General features: G+C 40.1%; 18 protein-coding genes. 4 read left to right on the forward strand and 14 right to left on the reverse strand.

Features of this window, described 5'->3' with window-relative positions; translation table 11 throughout:
- Positions 1–589 precede the first annotated feature (589 nt).
- Positions 590–796: a cold-shock protein gene (locus tag MT390_RS00620; RefSeq protein ID WP_025566132.1), complete on the reverse strand. Its 207-nt coding sequence runs from the start codon at positions 794–796 to the stop codon at positions 590–592.
- A gap of 323 nt (positions 797–1,119) precedes the next feature.
- On the opposite strand from MT390_RS00620, the gene MT390_RS00625 reads away from it, so the two are divergent.
- Together MT390_RS00625 and MT390_RS00630 are read left to right on the forward strand one after the other, a co-directional pair.
- Positions 1,120–1,488, forward strand: a complete 369-nt coding sequence (locus MT390_RS00625) for a PH domain-containing protein (protein ID WP_499439011.1) — start codon at positions 1,120–1,122, stop codon at positions 1,486–1,488.
- 79 nt (positions 1,489–1,567) lie between these two features.
- Positions 1,568–1,972, forward strand: coding sequence for a putative signal transducing protein (locus MT390_RS00630; RefSeq protein WP_499439012.1), 405 nt, complete (start codon positions 1,568–1,570; stop codon positions 1,970–1,972).
- Positions 1,973–2,040: 68 nt separating this feature from the next.
- Here MT390_RS00630 and MT390_RS00635 read toward each other — a convergent pair whose 3' ends face one another.
- The 13 genes from MT390_RS00635 to urtA form a co-directional block, all read right to left on the reverse strand.
- Positions 2,041–2,223 carry a hypothetical protein gene (locus MT390_RS00635; protein WP_166368192.1) on the reverse strand — a complete coding sequence of 61 codons (183 nt, stop codon included), beginning with the start codon at positions 2,221–2,223 and terminating at the stop codon, positions 2,041–2,043.
- A 49-nt stretch (positions 2,224–2,272) separates the two neighbouring features.
- On the reverse strand, positions 2,273–2,884 hold the full coding sequence (gene ureG / locus MT390_RS00640) for an urease accessory protein UreG (protein WP_166368194.1): 612 nt from the start codon (positions 2,882–2,884) through the stop codon (positions 2,273–2,275).
- A 56-nt stretch (positions 2,885–2,940) separates the two neighbouring features.
- Positions 2,941–3,636 carry an urease accessory protein UreF gene (locus tag MT390_RS00645; protein ID WP_166368196.1) on the reverse strand — a complete coding sequence of 232 codons (696 nt, stop codon included), beginning with the start codon at positions 3,634–3,636 and terminating at the stop codon, positions 2,941–2,943.
- Positions 3,626–4,126, reverse strand: a complete 501-nt coding sequence (gene ureE / locus MT390_RS00650) for an urease accessory protein UreE (protein WP_166368198.1) — start codon at positions 4,124–4,126, stop codon at positions 3,626–3,628. The genes MT390_RS00645 and ureE overlap by 11 nt, the downstream gene beginning before the upstream one ends.
- Positions 4,127–4,140: 14 nt before the next feature.
- The gene (ureC, locus tag MT390_RS00655; protein WP_499439015.1) at positions 4,141–5,844 is read right to left on the reverse strand and encodes an urease subunit alpha; all 1,704 of its coding nucleotides are present in this window, start codon (positions 5,842–5,844) and stop codon (positions 4,141–4,143) included.
- Positions 5,845–5,846: 2 nt separating this feature from the next.
- Entirely contained in the window at positions 5,847–6,176 is a 330-nt protein-coding gene (locus MT390_RS00660) for an urease subunit beta (protein ID WP_499439016.1), read from the reverse strand.
- Between the two features lie 16 nt (positions 6,177–6,192).
- A complete protein-coding gene (ureA, locus tag MT390_RS00665) occupies positions 6,193–6,495 on the reverse strand; it encodes an urease subunit gamma (RefSeq protein ID WP_299662925.1) in 303 nt (100 codons plus the stop codon).
- 108 nt (positions 6,496–6,603) lie between these two features.
- On the reverse strand, positions 6,604–7,521 hold the full coding sequence (locus tag MT390_RS00670; RefSeq protein WP_499439018.1) for an urease accessory protein UreD: 918 nt from the start codon (positions 7,519–7,521) through the stop codon (positions 6,604–6,606).
- Positions 7,522–7,549: 28 nt separating this feature from the next.
- A complete protein-coding gene (gene urtE, locus MT390_RS00675; protein WP_166368206.1) occupies positions 7,550–8,245 on the reverse strand; it encodes an urea ABC transporter ATP-binding subunit UrtE in 696 nt (231 codons plus the stop codon).
- Between the two features lie 2 nt (positions 8,246–8,247).
- Positions 8,248–9,057, reverse strand: coding sequence for an urea ABC transporter ATP-binding protein UrtD (gene urtD / locus MT390_RS00680; protein ID WP_166368208.1), 810 nt, complete (start codon positions 9,055–9,057; stop codon positions 8,248–8,250).
- Positions 9,057–10,220 carry an urea ABC transporter permease subunit UrtC gene (urtC, locus tag MT390_RS00685; protein ID WP_499439487.1) on the reverse strand — a complete coding sequence of 388 codons (1,164 nt, stop codon included), beginning with the start codon at positions 10,218–10,220 and terminating at the stop codon, positions 9,057–9,059. Before urtC ends, urtD begins: the two co-directional genes overlap by 1 nt.
- A gap of 47 nt (positions 10,221–10,267) precedes the next feature.
- Positions 10,268–11,896: an urea ABC transporter permease subunit UrtB gene (urtB, locus tag MT390_RS00690; protein ID WP_499439019.1), complete on the reverse strand. Its 1,629-nt coding sequence runs from the start codon at positions 11,894–11,896 to the stop codon at positions 10,268–10,270.
- A gap of 100 nt (positions 11,897–11,996) precedes the next feature.
- A complete protein-coding gene (urtA, locus tag MT390_RS00695; RefSeq protein WP_499439020.1) occupies positions 11,997–13,280 on the reverse strand; it encodes an urea ABC transporter substrate-binding protein in 1,284 nt (427 codons plus the stop codon).
- Positions 13,281–13,539: 259 nt separating this feature from the next.
- On the opposite strand from urtA, the gene MT390_RS00700 reads away from it, so the two are divergent.
- Entirely contained in the window at positions 13,540–16,905 is a 3,366-nt protein-coding gene (locus MT390_RS00700; protein ID WP_499439022.1) for an ATP-binding protein, read from the forward strand.
- Positions 16,895–17,782: a response regulator gene (locus MT390_RS00705; protein WP_499439024.1), complete on the forward strand. Its 888-nt coding sequence runs from the start codon at positions 16,895–16,897 to the stop codon at positions 17,780–17,782. The genes MT390_RS00700 and MT390_RS00705 overlap by 11 nt, the downstream gene beginning before the upstream one ends.
- The last annotated feature ends 520 nt before the right edge of the window (positions 17,783–18,302 follow it).

The raw sequence follows: 18,302 nt of genomic DNA on the forward strand, positions 1-18,302 counted from the left end.
TAGATAATATCAGCACTGAATAGATTTTTTAAAATTAGCAATTGAATAAGGTGCCTCTAACCTTATCGCTTTTCTCAGTAACACTTCTTAAGTTTCAATATATTATAAAACTCGTGCCACCTCATGGTGCGAGATTAAATGTGCTGCTTCATCAGTAGCACTAATCAACCTATATTAATCCCCTAATAATCGAATCATTCTTAGTCGTTAAAAAGAATATTTCTGTGCTGCATTCAATCTTGATAGCGACCTAGCAACTACTAACTACTAACTACTAACTACTACTCAATCATCCCCTAATAATCAGATCATTATTAGTCGTTAAAAAGAGTATTCCTATATTGCATCCAATCTTGATAGCTACCTACAAACTACTGACTACTGACTACTACTTAATCATTCCCCTAACAATACTCTCTTTTCTATTGCTATAGACTGCGTATTTAATCAAACTGAATCAACTAATAGTTTTGCTAATGATGGTTGTATTTTTCACTTTTTTAAAAGCAAAAAAAAATGGCAAATCTTTTCAGATTTACCATTCTTTTTTTAGAATAATTAGCGCGTTAAGGCGCTAATATATCACAGCTTAAAGAGCTACGATATTTTCTGCTTGCGGGCCTTTAGGACCTTGGCTTACAGTGAATTCTACTTTTTGGCCTTCAGCTAAAGTTTTGAAACCTTCGCTTGCAATTGCACTGAAGTGAGCGAATACATCTGGACCAGATGCTTGCTCGATGAAACCAAAACCTTTAGACTCGTTGAACCACTTAACTGTACCTTGAACTTTAGACATAATAATATCCTGTAAAATTTAATAAAAATTGCCTTCAATAGGCTTGAATAGCGTAAAAATTAGACTGGAACTTAAAGACTTCAGACGAGGTATTATTAATAAAACAACGTAATGGAGAATGTAAACAATAGGCTTTATTTCTGCTGAGTTGAATAGTATAGATCTCCCAGAATAAGTCAACAATATATTAGGATTAAAGATCAAATATTGTCCATCTTTATGCTCACATTACCGTTATACATTTTCAGTGAAAAAATTAAGCAGGCTATAGCAGCAATAAATGTTACATAATAGATTACTCAAACGAAATTAAGGGATATTCGATGATAGATTTTAATAATAAAGGTTTTTTCAAGCTTAAGCAGAATGCTGATTTTGCAGATAAAGTAAAAGACTTATTACTAGATGATGAGCAAATAATTGACGCTTATAAGTCCATGCGTGACGGTGTGGTATTTACTGACAAAAGAATTATTGCCGTTAATGTTCAAGGTATTACAGGAAGTAAAAAAGATGTCACCTCACTGCCTTATAAAAATATCGTCGCTTATTCTATTGAAACATCAGGCACCTTTGACATTGACTCAGAGTTAGAAATCTATTTTTCTGCTATAGGCCAAGTTAGATTTGAATTTACAGGCCAGTCTTCAATGCTAGAAATATCAAAGATTATCTCTAAGCATTTATTATAAAAACGTTTTATATCCTGGTTTAACTTCTTACTGTTAAACGCTGAGCCTACATCACTACTAATAATGTTTTTGGATAGTTATGAGCAAATTTGTTGTTGTATCAAAATATTCATTTCCTTTGGATGCACATATCGCCAAAGCGAGTTTAGAGAGTGAGGGTATTCCAGCATATATAGCTGATGAGCATACTGTTAATATGCAGTGGCTCTATTCCGATGCACTAGGTGGTGTTCGGTTGTACGTAGCAGAGACGTTTGAAACTGAAGCAAAAGCAATCTTAGCATTAAATTTCTCAGCAGATGTTGATTCAGCGTTCGAAGCAACACCGGAACATTGCCCTCAATGTAACAGCATTCATTTAGCCAATTACACCAAAGGAAAAAAGCCTGCTTTTGTTTTATTCATATTATTAGGCTTTCCACTGTTTTTTTATCAACACGGTAGAAAATGCATGGATTGTGGTTGGTTTAAAGAAAGTGAATAGGCGTAGACAGGGCAATATAAAAAACCATTACATCACCTCATCTACATAAATATAATTAGATCAAATTCTTATTGCTTAGACTTTTTCTTATTTTTAAAATAAAGCACACCTTTCACCGCAACTACGGCAAATAATCCCCAAAAAACAACATGGTAAAGTAAGTGTAACGCACCTTCACCCAATGCATGATCGCTATGCGCAAACGCTTGTGTGCTTAATAACAAAGTAAAAATTAAAGTAAAAAATTTCATGGTTACTCCTTTCAAAATAGGTCCTTTCAAAATAATAATTAGATACTGCTTATTTAAGCATACCTTGTGTTTCAATAAACTCAATAATATCAGCTAGCCCTTGTTGTGTTTTCATGTTGCTGAAAATAAATGGTTTATCACCACGCATTTTCTTTGCATCTCTATCCATCACCTCTAACGATGCTCCTACCAAATCAGCAACATCAATTTTATTAATGATTAACAAGTCAGACTTAGTGATACCAGGACCGCCTTTACGCGGTATTTTATCACCTGCAGAAACGTCGATCACATATAAAGTTAAATCGGATAGTTCAGGACTAAACGTAGCGCTTAAGTTATCACCACCGCTTTCCACTAATACAAAATCTAAATCAGGGTGACGTTCATGTAATTCATCAATAGCAGCTAAGTTCATGGAAGCATCTTCACGAATCGCAGTATGCGGACAACCACCGGTTTCAACTCCCATAATACGGTCAGCCGACAGCGCATCGTTACGTGTTAAAAACTGTGCATCTTCATGAGTATAAATATCGTTAGTAACCACGGCCATTTCATATTTATCGCGTAACGCTAAACATAATTGACTTAATAATGCCGTTTTACCTGAGCCGACGGGGCCACCCACACCGATACGTAAAAGTTGTTTTTTTCTCATTATCTTTCTCTCATATTTCTAAAATAGTTTGTCTGTACTTAAAACGAATCTAATTTTTAAGATCTGAACAAGCGGGTGTATTGCGTTTCGTGCCAAGCACTAGCCATTGCTAATCGAGGTAGACTCGCCCCAATATCATCATCTTCAATTTGGTTTGCAACACTAATAGCCCCTGCCACTTTATCGCTTAAATCAAACAACAAATTTTGTGCTTGAGTTTGCCCTAATGGCACCAATTTAGTCGCAGCAGCCACTTGGTTATCTAAATATGTCCAACAATAACCACTTTGTGCAGAGATTAAATCTAATTCACAAAGATAAGCTGCAATCGTAAAAATACTCACAAAGCTACTATCTGGCTGCTTAAACAATTCACCGTAAGGTTCGCTATCAACAGCATCGAGTTGCTTTAATAAACGGATTAATGCTTTACCCATCGCAACATCAGCAAGGCGCAATTCGCTACTTTCACGACACGCAATTAGATGTTGGTTATGCAACTTAAAACTTTCAAAATCATTGTTTTCTAAGGCATGATAAAGTCGTTTCAATAATGCTAGATCAGTGCGTGCGATGGATTCATTGAGATTTAACTCAATCCAATCAAAGGTCGTTTTTTGGTTGTTGATCCATTCCATTTCCGTTGCATATTCCAACCCTTGCGAAAACGAAAAACCACCAACCGGTAGATTAGCACTGCACAATTGCAGTAATCGATTAAGCTTAACCGGACTGGCCATATTAATGTTCATGGTGATGATCTGAATGGCTATGTGAATTGTTGTGTGAGTGACTATGCGAATGAGAATGACCACTTCGCTTACCATAAGCACCATTCTCAGGAGCAAAAACAGCAGGTGTTCTATCGATTGTTAAACCATAGTTTTCAGCAAGCTCTTCTAGCACATGGTCAGGTTTAAAACGTACCCATAACTCACCCACTTGTAATGTAGTATGACGGTTACCTAAGTGATAACAAACTTTGCTAAACGTTAACCAATCCGTGCCAAGCGCAGTTGAAACATCCTCAGCCTGCCCTTTCACTTCAATCAATAAACCACATTCTGTTTTTAATATTTCTCCCACCAATAGGGGATGCCCACGTTCAACAAAAATACCAATATCAGCACCTTTATCTGTCACGCCTTTGATACGTGATTTCTTGCGAGTGTCATGATCTAAGGTAATCGAATCATTAATCTGATCATGCGTATGATCCAACCTTTCAAATACTTGTAACATTGTTTTTTCCTAACTTAAAACAAACAATAGCGCTGTGCTAGTGGTAACTCCGTCGCCGGCTCACAGGTCAATAACTCGCCATTTGCTCGTACTTCATAGGTTTGTGAATCGACCTCTATATTCGGCATCCAATCATTATGGATCATGTCTTTTTTCCCCACATTACGGGTATTTTTACACACACCGATTAAGCGCGTCATTCCAGCAATTTCTGGTACGTTTTTATCGATTGCAGCCTGTGACAAGAAGGTCATTGACGTTTGCGCAGAGGCACTGCCAAATGAACCAAACATTGGACGATAATAAACTGGCTGTGGCGTTGGTATCGAGGCATTCGCGTCGCCCATCGGAGCCGCTGCAATAAAGCCAGACTTGATAATCATCGAAGGTTTAATACCAAAAAACGCTGGCTTCCATAATACTAAATCCGCCAGTTTACCTATTTCAATGGAGCCAACTTCATGGCTGATACCATGGCTAATGGCTGGATTAATAGTGTATTTAGCGATATAGCGCTTAGCACGAAAATTATCGTTTCGCTCTGTATCTGGGGCTAACGGACCACGTTGCTGTTTCATCTTATGGGCAGTTTGCCAAGTGCGAGTGATCATTTCACCAACGCGCCCCATTGCTTGAGAATCAGAAGAAATCATACTGATTGCTCCTAAGTCATGCATGATGTCTTCCGCCGCAATACTTTCTTTACGAATACGTGAATCAGCAAAGGCAATATCTTCTGGAATCGACGGGTTTAGATGATGACAAACCATTAACATATCTAAATGTTCATCAATAGTATTAACCGTATACGGACGTGTTGGATTAGTGGATGAAGGTAATACATTGGCTTCACCACAAGCGCGAATAATATCTGGCGAATGACCACCACCAGCACCTTCAGTATGGTAAGTATGTATAGTACGGCCTTTAAATGCGCCCAGTGTATCTTCTAAAAAGCCCGACTCATTTAAGGTGTCAGTATGGATAGCAACCTGCACATCATATCGCTCAGCAACCGAAAGGCAGTTATCAATAGCTGCTGGGGTTGTGCCCCAATCTTCATGTAATTTTAAACCACAAACACCGGCTTCAATTTGTTCTTCTAACGCTTTCGGTAAACTGACGTTTCCTTTGCCTAAAAATCCAAAATTCATGGCGAAGTCATTGGTTGCTTGTAGCATTTTATGGATATTCCAAGGCCCCGGCGTACAGGTGGTTGCTTTAGTGCCTGTTGCTGGACCTGTACCGCCACCAATCATAGTAGTGACACCGGACATTTGTGCTTCTTCAATTTGCTGTGGGCAAATAAAATGAATATGCGCGTCTATTCCTCCAGCCGTTAAGATTTGACCTTCACCCGCAATCACTTCCGTTCCCGCCCCTATTTCGATATCAATATTGTCTTGAATATCAGGGTTACCGGCTTTACCGATAATAGCGATACGTCCGTCTTTAATACCTACATCAGCTTTTACAATGCCCCAGTGGTCTAGGATCAAAGCGTTGGTGATAACAAGGTCAACGGTTTCAGCACAAGATGCTTGGCTTTGTCCCATTCCATCTCGAATAACCTTACCGCCACCAAAAGTAACCTCTTCACCGTACTCGGTAAAATCTTTTTCTACTTCGATCCATAAGTTGGTATCTGCTAAACGAACACGGTCACCAACAGTTGGGCCAAACATATGTGCGTAAGAATGTTTATCAATACTAGCCATGGTTATTGTTCTCCCTCTTTCTTACCGTCAATGTCGCCTTGAATGTCGCCACGGAAGCCAAATACACGGCGCTTACCGCGATAAGGAATAAGTGTGACTTGTCGTTTTTGGCCGGGTTCAAAACGAACCGCAGTGCTTGAAGTAATATCTAAACGATAACCTTTGGTGAGTTCACGATCAAAAACCAAAGCGCTATTCACTTCGTAAAAGTGATAATGCGAGCCAACTTGAATAGGACGATCACCTGAATTAGCTACACTAACCATGATTTTCTCGGATCCGACGTTTAATTCGCGGTCACCCGCATCTGTAATAATTTCACCAGGAATCATCTGATTACTCCATTAACTAAATGATAGGGTTATGGACAGTCACTAACTTAGTGCCATCAGGAAATGTTGCTTCGACCTGTACTTCAGGAATTAACTCTGCAATACCCTCCATTACTTGATCACGGGTTAATAACGTACGTCCGTAATCCATCATTTCAGCTACGGTTTTACCGTCACGAGCACCTTCCATGATCTCCATTGAGATATAAGCCATTGCTTCAGGATAATTTAGTTTTACACCACGTTTTAAACGACGCTCGGCTAATAATGCCGCGGTGAAAAGCAGTAATTTATCTTTTTCTCTTGGTAATAGATCCATAATATTCTCTTCTTATGTATGCCAAATTCGAGGTTATAACGTTATTTATTAGATATTGATTATTAGGTAATAGGTAATAGGTATTAATTATTAGTTAAAACTTGCTCTTTATGTATGCCAAACTCGAGGCTGTAGCGCGGTTTTATCGATCAATAACGGCCGCAATATTTCCCATAAGCCAATAAATAGCTGTTTGCACTGTTGCGCCTGTGCGCCTAGATAGCGGATCACTAATAAACCATCAATATCACTAATACTGATCAACCTCTGTGCATCTTGTTGCTTAACTTGGTCACGTAATAACGCGACTAATTCTGCACGTTGCTGTGGTTGCTTTAATTTTTGTGGAGCATAGGCTAAAAAAGTTGCAAATACGCTATTGCAGGCCAAACCTGCAGGATGTGTTAATAATTGGTTAGCGGGAGATAACGCAATACGATCATGGTAAATCAAGATTTCATCGCAATATAAGCGATTCAATTGGCAGTACTTTCCATTCAAAAAAGGTTCATCTGAATCAGGTAAACCTAAACAAGTAATATCCCACCCCAAATAAACACTGCTGCTTGTGAGCTTAATATCAACGGTATTAAAACCGTCGGCACCCTCATAAACGATTGTTTCCTGTGGAAAATTTTCGCATTTAGCATCTGCTTCTAGCTGTAATTGAGTAATTTGCGATTGCTTAGTATCGCCTATTTCCAGATTCGTTCGTGCACGATAAAAACGCCCTGCGCCTGGTGTAGTAAACAAGAGATGCGCATCTTGCTGAACATCAACGTTAATACGTAGCTCATCACCAGAAACAATGCCCGCTGGCGGATGTAATAGATAGATATGCGCGCAATCTCGCCCTTCAGGATAAAAAGCTTTTTGAACCGATAATGGTCCTTTACGCTGAGTACGAGTGAGTTGTGTTCCTACTGGAGTATGACTGAATTGTAAAAATAGATGAGCAAGCCAGTGATTTTTCACTGGCGCTTTTAATGTTGCAGCGGTTGTAGACTCGTCGATAATTGATATCATGCTTATTTGATTAAATCCCTTTATCTGTTTATACGGCTAGATATTTACTCACTAATTCGTCATCAAGCTCATCCATTGGACCCGATGCAATCACTTGCCCTTTTTCCATCAAGTGGAAGTTTTCCCCCACTGCGCGAGCAAAGGGTAACTTCTGCTCTACTAAAATAATGGTCATGCCTTGTTCTTTATTTAACTTTAATAACACATCTCGAATTAATTGCACAATATTAGGTTGAATACCTTCGTTTGGCTCATCTAATATTAAAATATCCGGATTCAGTACTAAAGCACGGCCAATGGCTAATTGTTGCTGCTGGCCACCAGACAAGTCTCCACCTCGACGATGTAACATCTCTTCCAAAACAGGAAAAAGCTTAAATATATGATTTGGAATGGTTTTACTTTTTTGTCTTGAACAATTTAAACTTATTTTTAGATTTTCTTCAACTGTCAATTGCGGAAAGATATGACGACCCTGCGGCACGTAACCCACGCCAATTTCAGGGCGTTGCTCGACACTACTTTTACTCATCTCTTTGTCATTAATAACTAGATTACCTGAGCTAATAGGCAGTAATCCCATAATAGTTTTTAATAATGTGGTTTTGCCCACACCGTTACGCCCCATGATACAAGTGCGAGAACCTTTCTTAATCTTCAGGTCGAGATCCCATAGGATCTGTGTCCCACCGTATTTTTGATTTACTGCGGTTAATTCAATCATGATTAAGCTTGCTCCTCACCTAAATAAACTTCACGTACTGCTTTATTTGCTTGTATTTCATCCATCGAACCTTCCGCTAATACAGTCCCTTGATGCAACACTGTTACTTTACGTGCAATGGACCTAACAAAAGCCATGTCGTGTTCAACCACCACTACCGAATGCTTACCAGCTAATGACGTTAATAACTCAGCGGTACGCTCTGTTTCCTGCGTGGTCATGCCTGCAACGGGTTCATCAACTAACAATAAACGCGGTTCAGCGGCTAGTAACATACCAATTTCTAACCATTGTTTTTGGCCATGTGATAAACGGCCAGCGGGATAGTGCTGCTCGGCAGTTAAACCGATGGTTTGTAAGACTTCATCTATTTTGTCTTTTTGCTCGCCACTCAATTTATGAAACAGCGCAGTCCAAATACCTTTATCACCAGACAAACTTAACTCAATATTTTCAAACACACTCAATGCTTCAAATACCGTTGGTTTCTGAAACTTACGTCCGATACCCGCACGTGCGATTTCAGATTCATCAAGCTCTAATAAATCAATTTGTTGCCCAAAACTAACTTTACCTTGGTCTGGACGTGTTTTACCGGTGATCACATCCATTAATGTTGTTTTACCGGCACCATTAGCACCAATTAAACAACGTAATTCGCCATCACCAATATAAAGATTCAAGTCATTTAATGCTTTAAAACCGTCAAAACTCACACTGACATCTTCCACGTATAAAATCATACCGTGGCGTGTATCTGGTTTTAAATTATCAACGGATGACAGCGGTGAACCGTGTTTATCTACAATCATTATTTATTCTCCGCTGTTAATATTGAATCGTCAGCACTTTTGTTAGTACTTGTGTTAGCGCTGCCGTCTGAGCTGTTAGATTTGTTGTCTGTGGATGGTGGATCTATTTTATCCATTAAGTTAGTCACTAAGCCTGCAAGGCCTTTAGGTAATAACAAGGTGACTAATACAAACAAACCACCTAATCCAAATAACCAAGCTTCTGGCATGATCGCAGTGAAACGTGTTTTGGCATAACTCACCACAATCGCCCCAACTAACGCACCATATAATGTGCCACGACCACCAATCGCTACCCAAATAACAATTTCAATGGAGTTTAATGGTGAGAACTCACCGGGATTAATAATGCCCACTTGTGGTACATAAAGCGCACCTGCAACGCCGGCTAACATTGCCGATACCACGAAGATCCACACTTTATAGTGTTGTGGTTTATAACCTACAAAACGCACGCGGTCCTCTGCATCTCGAATAGCAGTGACGACACGGCCCATTTTTGAATTAACAATAAAATGACTGATTGCATAACCAATGGCTAACATGACTGCCGTCGCTACGAATAAAGCCAGCTTGGTATTTGGAGACTGTAATGAGAAGCCAAAGATCTCTTTAAAATCCGTTAAACCATTGTTACCACCAAATCCCATTTCATTACGGAAGAAAGATAATAACAGCGCATAGGTCATCGCCTGGGTCATAATTGATAAGTACACGCCGCTTACACGTGAACGGAATGCTAACGTACCAAAGATGTAAGCTAATAATCCAGGGCCAGCAAACACTAATAAGATCATCACTAAGGCATTATCAGATCCCGCCCAATACCAAGGTAATTCAGTCCAGTTCAAGAACACCATAAAATCGGGTAGTTCTGGGTTACCGTAAACACCTCGGTCACCAATTTGGCGCATTAAGTACATGCCCATTGCGTAACCACCTAGCGCAAAGAATGCACCGTGGCCTAAGCTTAAAATACCGCAATATCCCCATACCAAATCGACGGCTAAAGCCAGTAAAGCATAACAAAGGTACTTACCTAATAAGCTCACAGTGTAATCGCTCACATGCAGCAGCGACCCCTCGGCAAACATTAAGTTACAAACAGTGACATACAAGGTTGAGAAAAATAAGATCGCAATAACAAAATGCAAACTACTCATTTTTTTGGTTATGTTGTTCACGCTAGGTGAATTAAGTAAAGTTTTCATTATTCTGCAGCTCTCCCTTTTTGTGGAAACAGTCCTTTAGGTCGTTTTTGAATAAACAACACTAAACTGACTAGCACAATAATATTGGCTAATACAGGTCCCATTGATGGCTCTAATATTTTGTTAAATGTTCCCATGGTCATCGCGGCAACTAGCGTACCCCATAAGTTACCCACACCACCAAATACCACCACTAGGAATGAATCGATGATATAAGCCTGTCCCAAATTCGGTCCAACATTGGTTAACTGACTTAATGCAACACCTGCAACACCGGCGATACCTGAACCTAACCCGAAGGTGATTGCATCTACCCATGAGCTTTTAACACTCAAGGCTCTGGCCATATCTCGGTTTTGAGAAACGGCACGAACGTGTAAACCTAATGAAGAGTTTTTCAAAATCATTAACAATGAGAAGAACACCATTAATGCAAATAAGATGATGTATAAACGGTTATAGGTAAGCGACAGAATCGGGTTAATCTCTAACGAACCACTCATCCACTGCGGCGCTTCAACTTGGCGATTAAGCGGAGAGAAAACACTACGCACTAACTGTTGTAAGATTAAGCTGATACCAAAGGTAGCCAGTAAAGTCTCTAGCGGACGACCTTTTAAGAAACGGATCACACCACGTTCAATTAACACCCCAACAAAACCAGACACAAGGAATGCGGCAGGCACGGCCATTAATAAAGAGTATTCAATTAAATTGGGGAAAGTTTGTTGGATAACATAAGTAGTATAAGCGCCTAGCATCATCATTTCACCGTGCGCCATATTGATCACGCCCATCACACCAAAGGTGATAGCAAGACCAATCGCCGCGAGCAATAATACTGAGCCAAGGCTTAATCCGAAGAACAGGTTTTCCGCTAAGCTAAAGACACTCGCTTGCTGCTCAATACTGTCGATTGCATTGCTTAAGACTGATTTTAACTCTTTTGTTTCTGCGTCAGCTGCATTACTTGGTAACGAACCTAATTGCTTAACTAATGCGTTTTTAACGGTAGGCTCTAGACGATTAGAGAGTTGTTTAGCAGCAGATAATTTCTCCGCTATTGACCCGGTTTGTAATTGTTCAATTAATAAAATGACCGACATTAACTCGCGAGCATCTTCATCTTTCTCTGCTTTAATTAATTTATTGACGGCAACCAAGCCGGCTTGGCTAGGGTTATCTAATAGCTGTTTCAAAGCCGCGATACGGATATCTGTATCAGCGTTTGTTAAATCTAGGTTGGCTAATAAATCACGAATTTGGCCACGTAAACGGTTATTGGTTCTGACTTTCTTAATCGCTGATTTTTTAACTTCTGGCAATGCTTCAGCGCTTAATACATCGGTTAACTGATATTTTTTTTGTTCATTTTTATAGACGGATACAACACGCTTATTGGTTTTAAGGTAATACAGGTCCCCATCCATCAATGGTTGTAAAATAGCACGTACTTGTGGTGCAGACGTCGCCGCGATTTGTTCAATCAATGGCGCCATTTTATTTAATTTAGTATTTGGTAGTTGCTCTACTAACTGAGGAAGAGCTGATTGTTGTGTTTCACTAACAGCGGCTGAGGCGTTGAATGACATAACAAAGAAAAGTAACAGGGGAAATAGACGCAACATGGGCTGTTCCTTAATATTGGTTTTTTAGTTCATAAAATGGGAGAACGGTGTCTCCCATTAAGTAGTTCTGTACGTTAATTAATGCGTTAGAACGTTATGACTAAAACTTTTGACCAGAACATTTTGCAGTCGTTACATCAAAGTTGCCGCATTTGATTGGAGCAGTCCAATCAGACACTAGGTTTTTAGAGCTTGGTAGGAAGTCTGACCATGCATCACCAATTACGGTATCAGGCGTTTCCCAAACTACTTCAAACTGACCATCTTCTTGGATTTCACCAATTAATACAGGCTTAGATAAATGATGGTTAGAGTTCATTACCGCAATACCACCGGTTAAGTTAGGTACAGCAATACCAATCATTGCTTGTTCAACAGCATCAACATCAGTAGTACCGGCTTTCTCAACAGCCTTAACCCACATTTTAAAACCAATATAAGTTGCTTCCATTGGATCATTTGTTACACGTTTTTCATCACCAATATATTTTTTCCATTGTGCAATAAACGCTTCATTTTCTTCTGTCTCAACACTTTGGAAGTAGTTCCAAGCCGCTAAGTGACCCACTAACGGTTTTGCATCAAAACCAGACAGTTCTTCTTCACCTACAGAGAAAGCAATAACAGGAATATCTTCAGCAGAAATACCTTGGTTACCTAACTCTTTGTAAAATGGAATGTTTGCGTCACCGTTTACTGTAGAAATAACAGCTGTTTGCTTACCTTCAGAACCAAAACGCTTCACATCAGCAACAATGTTTTGCCAATCTGAATGACCAAATGGCGTGTAGTTAATCATGATATCTTCAGACTTAACGCCCTGTGCCATCAAGTATGCTTCTAAGATTTTATTGGTTGTACGTGGATAAACGTAATCCGTACCTAACAATATAAAACGCTTCGCGCCAATATCATTAATCAGGTAATCAACCGCTGGAATTGCTTGTTGGTTCGGCGCAGCGCCGGTATAGAATACGTTTTTAGATGACTCTTCACCTTCGTACTGAACGGGATAGAACATTAAACCGTTAAGTTCTTCAAGCACTGGTAATACTGATTTACGAGAAACCGAAGTCCAACTACCAAAAATAACATCTACTTTCTCTTTTGCTAATAACTCACGACCTTTCTCTGCAAATAATGGCCAGTTTGACGCAGGGTCAACTACCACAGGCTCAAGTTGCTTACCTAACAAACCGCCCTTTGCATTTTGGTCTTCAATCATCATCAACACAGTGTCTTTTAGTGTGGTTTCACTGATCGCCATGGTGCCAGATAAAGAATGTAAAACACCGACTTTGATATTGTCAGCCGCGTAAGCAAAGTTAGTCATTAACCCCGTTGCAACAATCGAACTTGCAACAATTAGTTTTTTCAGTTTCATAGATAGTTCCTTTCCCTTTTAGTATCCAATAATCGATCTTTTTAACGGAATAAAAATCTCAATCCCAACCTATTTCAAGTGGGATAAGTATCCAGTAATTAGAGCAAGCATTAAATGCGCAAAAGCACGCAATGGACTACGCAATTATGCGCATATAAAAGAAAGCACTATTGAAGTAAGCTACGCGCGCGAGATATGCTAAGAGCGGAGTCGCTATTAGTAAGGGTACGGATAGCCAATAAATAGCAAAAGAGCATGCATGCAATCAAACCAAAAAATAATTAAAGCACGTAGAACCTACAACAAGCTTGTTGCAAACGAGATGATGGAAGACTTTGCACTGCGTTTTACTGCCAAACGAGCTAGAAAATGGTCACTAAACCGCATCTCTATGACCGCGTTAGGTATTGTTTCATTTTTGGTTTTAGAAGCAATCGGCGGCGCAATCACGCTGCAATATGGTTTTGAAAATGCCGCATGGGCGATTTTGGCGGTGACATTAGTGGTGTTTTTAACGGGTTTACCGATCAGTTATTACGCCGCCAAATATGGCGTTGATATTGACTTACTCAGCCGAGGTGCCGGCTTTGGTTATATTGGCTCCAGCATCGCCTCACTTATCTATGCCTCCTTTACTTTTATTTTCTTTGCCCTTGAAGCCGCCATTATGGCTATGGCATTAAAGATATTATTTGGCCTGCCCTTACCCGCGGGTTATATCGTTAGTACGCTATTAATCATTCCATTAGTGACCCACGGCATCACCTACATCAGCCGCTTTCAAGTATGGACATCTCCTATTTGGGTGGCATTGCAACTGCTGCCGCTGTTCTTTGTATTTACCCATAACGATACACAATTCAGCGATTGGGTAAACTTTACCGGTGAAGCAGGCGAATCAGGAGCAACCTTTAATCTCTTATTATTTGGTGGTGCTTCAGCGGTATTGTTAGCGCTGGTGGCACAAATTGGTGAACAAGTAGATTTTCTACGGTTCTTACCAGAGAAACCTAAAAAAGGTGCTTGGCGTTGGTGGCTGGCGTTGATTGCCGGTGGCCCAGGTTGGATGGTATTTGGTGCGCTTAAACTTTTTTTAGGATCTTTTTTAGCCTATTTTGCATTAAAACAAGGCATTGCACCGGATCTCGCTAGCGACCCTGCACACATGTATCAACTTGCTTATAGCTATGTCTTTGATAACCCTTCTATTAGTGTTTTTGTTGCCTGTAGCTTTGTGGTGTTATCACAACTCAAAATCAACGTCGCAAATGCTTATGCGGGATCATTAGCATGGTCGAACTTTTTTTCGCGTGTTACCCATAACCACCCGGGCCGCGTGGTGTGGATGGTATTTAATGTCGCCATTGCACTACTACTAATGGAGCTCGGCATTTACCAAACCATTGCCAGTATGTTGTCCGTGTATTCAGTCATTGTATTAGCTTGGTTAAGCTCCGTTGTTGCCGATTTAATCATTAATAAACCATTAGGGCTAAGCCCGCGCCATATCGAGTTCAAACGCTCACACCTTTATGATATTAACCCCGTTGGCGTGGGTTCAATGTTAATTGCATCGGTAGCAGGTTTTACTGCGCATATGGGTATTTATGGTGAAACAGTTGAAGCTTTAGCGTCTTTCATCGCCTGTTTTTTACCTTTTATTACTGTGCCTTTAATCGGTTGGTTAACTAAAGGGAAATACTATTTAGCGGCAAACCAACAACCTGAAATTAAAACCTTCACACAATGTCATATTTGCGAAAATAGCTTTGACCATGAAGACATCACTTTCTGCCCTGCTTATGGCAAAGCTATTTGTTCGCTCTGTTGTAGTTTAGATGTACGTTGTTCAGATCAATGCCGTCCTAACGCTACGCTTTCACAACAAGCTCATGATTTTTTCACTCGTTTCTTAAGTGCCAAAGTACTAAAAGCATTAACCACTCCTTTGATGCAATTCATCGCACTGACATTAGGGTTAAGTTTGATCGGCGCTGCTATTTTAGTCTTAGTCTATCTACAAGTGCCACTGGATGATTTACAAGTTAAACAGGTTTTTGCTAGCACTTTAGTTAAGATATTCTTCCTATTAATGATCATTATTGGCATCGTCAGTTGGTTATTTATCCTCGCTCGTGATGGCAATCAACATGCATTAAAAGAACTACGTTCACAAACTAAAGCCTTGGCCAAAGAGGTCGATGCTCACGAACAAACATCGGAAGCATTACAAAGCGCAAAAGAAATTGCAGAATCAGCTAACGAAGCCAAAAGTCGTTACCTTGCAGCTTTGAGTCATGAACTACGTACACCGCTTAATGTGTTATTAGGTTATGCACAATTATTGATGCGCGACCAAGAATTACCACCGAAACAGCGCGAAAGTATTGCGATTGTAAGACGCAATGGTGAGCACCTTGCAGACTTAATTGAAAGCTTATTAGAGGTGTCTAAAATTGAAGCCGGCCGTGTCACTTTACAGCGTGATGAGTTTAATTTAAAAGCGATTTTGCAGCAGCTGGTGGATATGTTTCAAATGCAAGCCAGTAAAAAAGGTATTAAATTTCACTATATCGCCAGCGCTAACTTACCTGATTACGTGGCAACCGATAAGCAACGCTTTAGACAAATATTGATCAACCTGATCTCTAATGCCATTAAATATACTGAAAAAGGATCGGTAACGTTTAAGGTCACTTATCGCAGCGAAGTCGCCAACTTTAGTATTATAGATACCGGAGCGGGAATAGCTAAAAGTAACCAAGAACTGATTTTTAAACCCTTTGAACAAATTCGTAATAACCATACTCAATCTATCGGAGGAACAGGTTTAGGGCTAACTATCTCACGCTCATTAGCGGAATTAATGGGCGGTGAAATAAGTTTAAGTAGTAATGTTGGGCAAGGTTCCACCTTTTACTTCAGGTTAATGTTATTCAAACTCAACAAAGACCCTAAAGAGCCTGAACTCACCAAATCAGAAGCCGTTGGTTATAATGGTGCTAAGCAAAGCATTTTAGTGGTGGATGATAATAAAAACCAACGCCAACTGATGTTGCATTTACTCGCGCCGATTGGTTTCAATGTGTTATTAGCGGAACATGCACAACAGGGTTTTGAATTATTGCAGGAAAATGATATCGACCTAGTATTAATGGACGTACAAATGCCTGATATTAACGGCTGGCAAATGGTTAAAAGTATGCGTGAACAGCATTATCAAATGCCCGTATTAATGGTTTCAGCCAATGCACGTGATGCAGAATATAACCTTCAAGCGGAAGGTTTTCATAATGGTTATATTGCGAAGCCTCTCAATTTGGATGCATTATTAGGCAAAATTGCACAACTATTAAACTTACAATGGCAATATAAAAATACTGATAATATAACTACTGAAGACGCCAATAGCAGTAATAAACTAAGTGTCGGCGACGAACAATATAAAGCATTAATCGCACTTGCAGAAATTGGTTACCTGTCTGGGTTTAAAGATAAATTTGCACAGATAGAAGCAGAATATTACTTTCCAGAAGACAGCGCATCGCAGATACTTGAATATGTTGAAGTCTGTAACTTCCCTAAAATTATTGAATATTTAAACGAGTTAAACCATGGATCCTAAAAGCAGTGATGTTGTATTGGTTGTCGACGATTCGCCAGAATCATTAGGCATGCTCAATGTAGCGCTGAACAGTCAAGGTTATACCGCACTAGTTGCCTTAAGTGGACAACAAGCGCTGGCCATCGCAGAAAAAGTCCCGCCAGATGTGGTGTTATTAGATGCAATGATGCCTGAAATGGACGGCTTTGAAACCTGCCGCCGTTTAAAAGAGCTCTTACCCAACACTCCGATTATTTTCATGACTGGATTAACCGACGTTGAAGACATCGTAAAAGGTATTGAAGCGGGTGGCGTGGATTATGTGACTAAACCTATTTCGCCCGACGAAGTGATTGTGCGTATTAAACGTCATGTTGAAACCGCAAAACTCGCATTAAGTGCGCAGGATGCATTAGACCATGCCGGTAAAACCGTTTTCTGTGTCAGTCAATTAGGCCGTTTGTCTTGGGCAACACCACATGTGCATGAGCTGGTAGATAATATTTCCAAAGGCGACGCAAGCCCATGGGCAACCTTAGCCACTTTAATCGAAAGTTGGTTACTAGGTGACACCAGCCAAGCGTTAACCGTGGACTGTTTTTCAGAAAAAATGAGTATTGCTTACGAGCGTCAACAGCAAGAAATGCACTTATTGCGTATTGTACAAAATAAGACGCAAAAATCAGCGCTAGATTTAAAGGAAAACCTGCCCATCACCAAGCGTGAATCAGAAGTGTTGTATTGGGTTTCTTACGGGAAAACCAGTTGGGAAATTTCTCAGATTTTAGAAATGAGCCCACGCACAGTAAACAAGCATTTAGAGCAGATCTATAAGAAGCTAGGGGTTGATAACCGCACTTCGGCGGCGGCGATTTCGATTAGGATCCTAGAGGGATAATGCAACAAAGGATTGCTGGTTGATCCTTTTTTCTCGTTTTCTCGTTTTCTCGTTTTCTCGTTTTCTCGTTCCCATGGTCTCCCTGGGAATGCATATTTAGCTCAATAAGTTTTAGTTTAATTAACTCGTCTGCGCTCGTTGTGGCTTTATTAATAATTGTAACTTTGTGTTTCGCCCTTTCGGCGACCTTACTTTTTCTTGGTCAGAAGAAAAAGTAAGCAAAAAGACTGACACCGGATCGCTTTCTTATCCAACCAATGAAGCTCTTTCTTTATGCACCACTTCATACGGCGCGTCCATGCGCCGAATGAAGTTACAGCAAACGTCCTGTTTGCTGTTGCAGAAAGAGCTTAATTGATTGGGAAAGCTCAACGGTGAGGATTTGTAGCCGCATTGAGTTATGTTTCGCTACGCTCGATCTGACTGCTTTTGCTTTATTCGTAGTATTGTTCGTCTGCGCTCATCGAGGATTTATTAATAATTGTTGCTGGGAGGCAGCGACTTTACTTTCTCTCGGCCA

Source organism: Vibrio sp. 2-Bac 85 (assembly GCF_037546705.1).
Lineage (GTDB): Bacteria > Pseudomonadota > Gammaproteobacteria > Enterobacterales > Psychromonadaceae > Psychromonas.

Excerpts from the sequence above, each read along its gene's own strand:
- urtD (WP_166368208.1), bottom strand. The coding sequence starts at position 9,057 with ATGATTGTAGATAAACACGGTTCACCGCTGTCATCCGTTGATAATTTA.
- urtE (WP_166368206.1), bottom strand. The coding sequence starts at position 8,245 with ATGATTGAATTAACCGCAGTAAATCAAAAATACGGTGGGACACAGATC.
- urtC (WP_499439487.1), bottom strand. The coding sequence starts at position 10,220 with ATGAGTAGTTTGCATTTTGTTATTGCGATCTTATTTTTCTCAACCTTG.
- MT390_RS00660 (WP_499439016.1), bottom strand. The coding sequence starts at position 6,176 with ATGATTCCTGGTGAAATTATTACAGATGCGGGTGACCGCGAATTAAAC.
- ureE (WP_166368198.1), bottom strand. The coding sequence starts at position 4,126 with ATGTTACAAGTATTTGAAAGGTTGGATCATACGCATGATCAGATTAAT.
- MT390_RS00620 (WP_025566132.1), bottom strand. The coding sequence starts at position 796 with ATGTCTAAAGTTCAAGGTACAGTTAAGTGGTTCAACGAGTCTAAAGGT.
- MT390_RS00625 (WP_499439011.1), top strand. The coding sequence starts at position 1,120 with ATGATAGATTTTAATAATAAAGGTTTTTTCAAGCTTAAGCAGAATGCT.
- MT390_RS00670 (WP_499439018.1), bottom strand. The coding sequence starts at position 7,521 with ATGATATCAATTATCGACGAGTCTACAACCGCTGCAACATTAAAAGCG.
- MT390_RS00635 (WP_166368192.1), bottom strand. The coding sequence starts at position 2,223 with ATGAAATTTTTTACTTTAATTTTTACTTTGTTATTAAGCACACAAGCG.
- MT390_RS00705 (WP_499439024.1), top strand. The coding sequence starts at position 16,895 with ATGGATCCTAAAAGCAGTGATGTTGTATTGGTTGTCGACGATTCGCCA.
- ureA (WP_299662925.1), bottom strand. The coding sequence starts at position 6,495 with ATGGATCTATTACCAAGAGAAAAAGATAAATTACTGCTTTTCACCGCG.
- MT390_RS00700 (WP_499439022.1), top strand. The coding sequence starts at position 13,540 with ATGCAATCAAACCAAAAAATAATTAAAGCACGTAGAACCTACAACAAG.
- ureC (WP_499439015.1), bottom strand. The coding sequence starts at position 5,844 with ATGGCTAGTATTGATAAACATTCTTACGCACATATGTTTGGCCCAACT.
- urtA (WP_499439020.1), bottom strand. The coding sequence starts at position 13,280 with ATGAAACTGAAAAAACTAATTGTTGCAAGTTCGATTGTTGCAACGGGG.
- MT390_RS00630 (WP_499439012.1), top strand. The coding sequence starts at position 1,568 with ATGAGCAAATTTGTTGTTGTATCAAAATATTCATTTCCTTTGGATGCA.
- MT390_RS00645 (WP_166368196.1), bottom strand. The coding sequence starts at position 3,636 with ATGAACATTAATATGGCCAGTCCGGTTAAGCTTAATCGATTACTGCAA.
- ureG (WP_166368194.1), bottom strand. The coding sequence starts at position 2,884 with ATGAGAAAAAAACAACTTTTACGTATCGGTGTGGGTGGCCCCGTCGGC.
- urtB (WP_499439019.1), bottom strand. The coding sequence starts at position 11,896 with ATGTTGCGTCTATTTCCCCTGTTACTTTTCTTTGTTATGTCATTCAAC.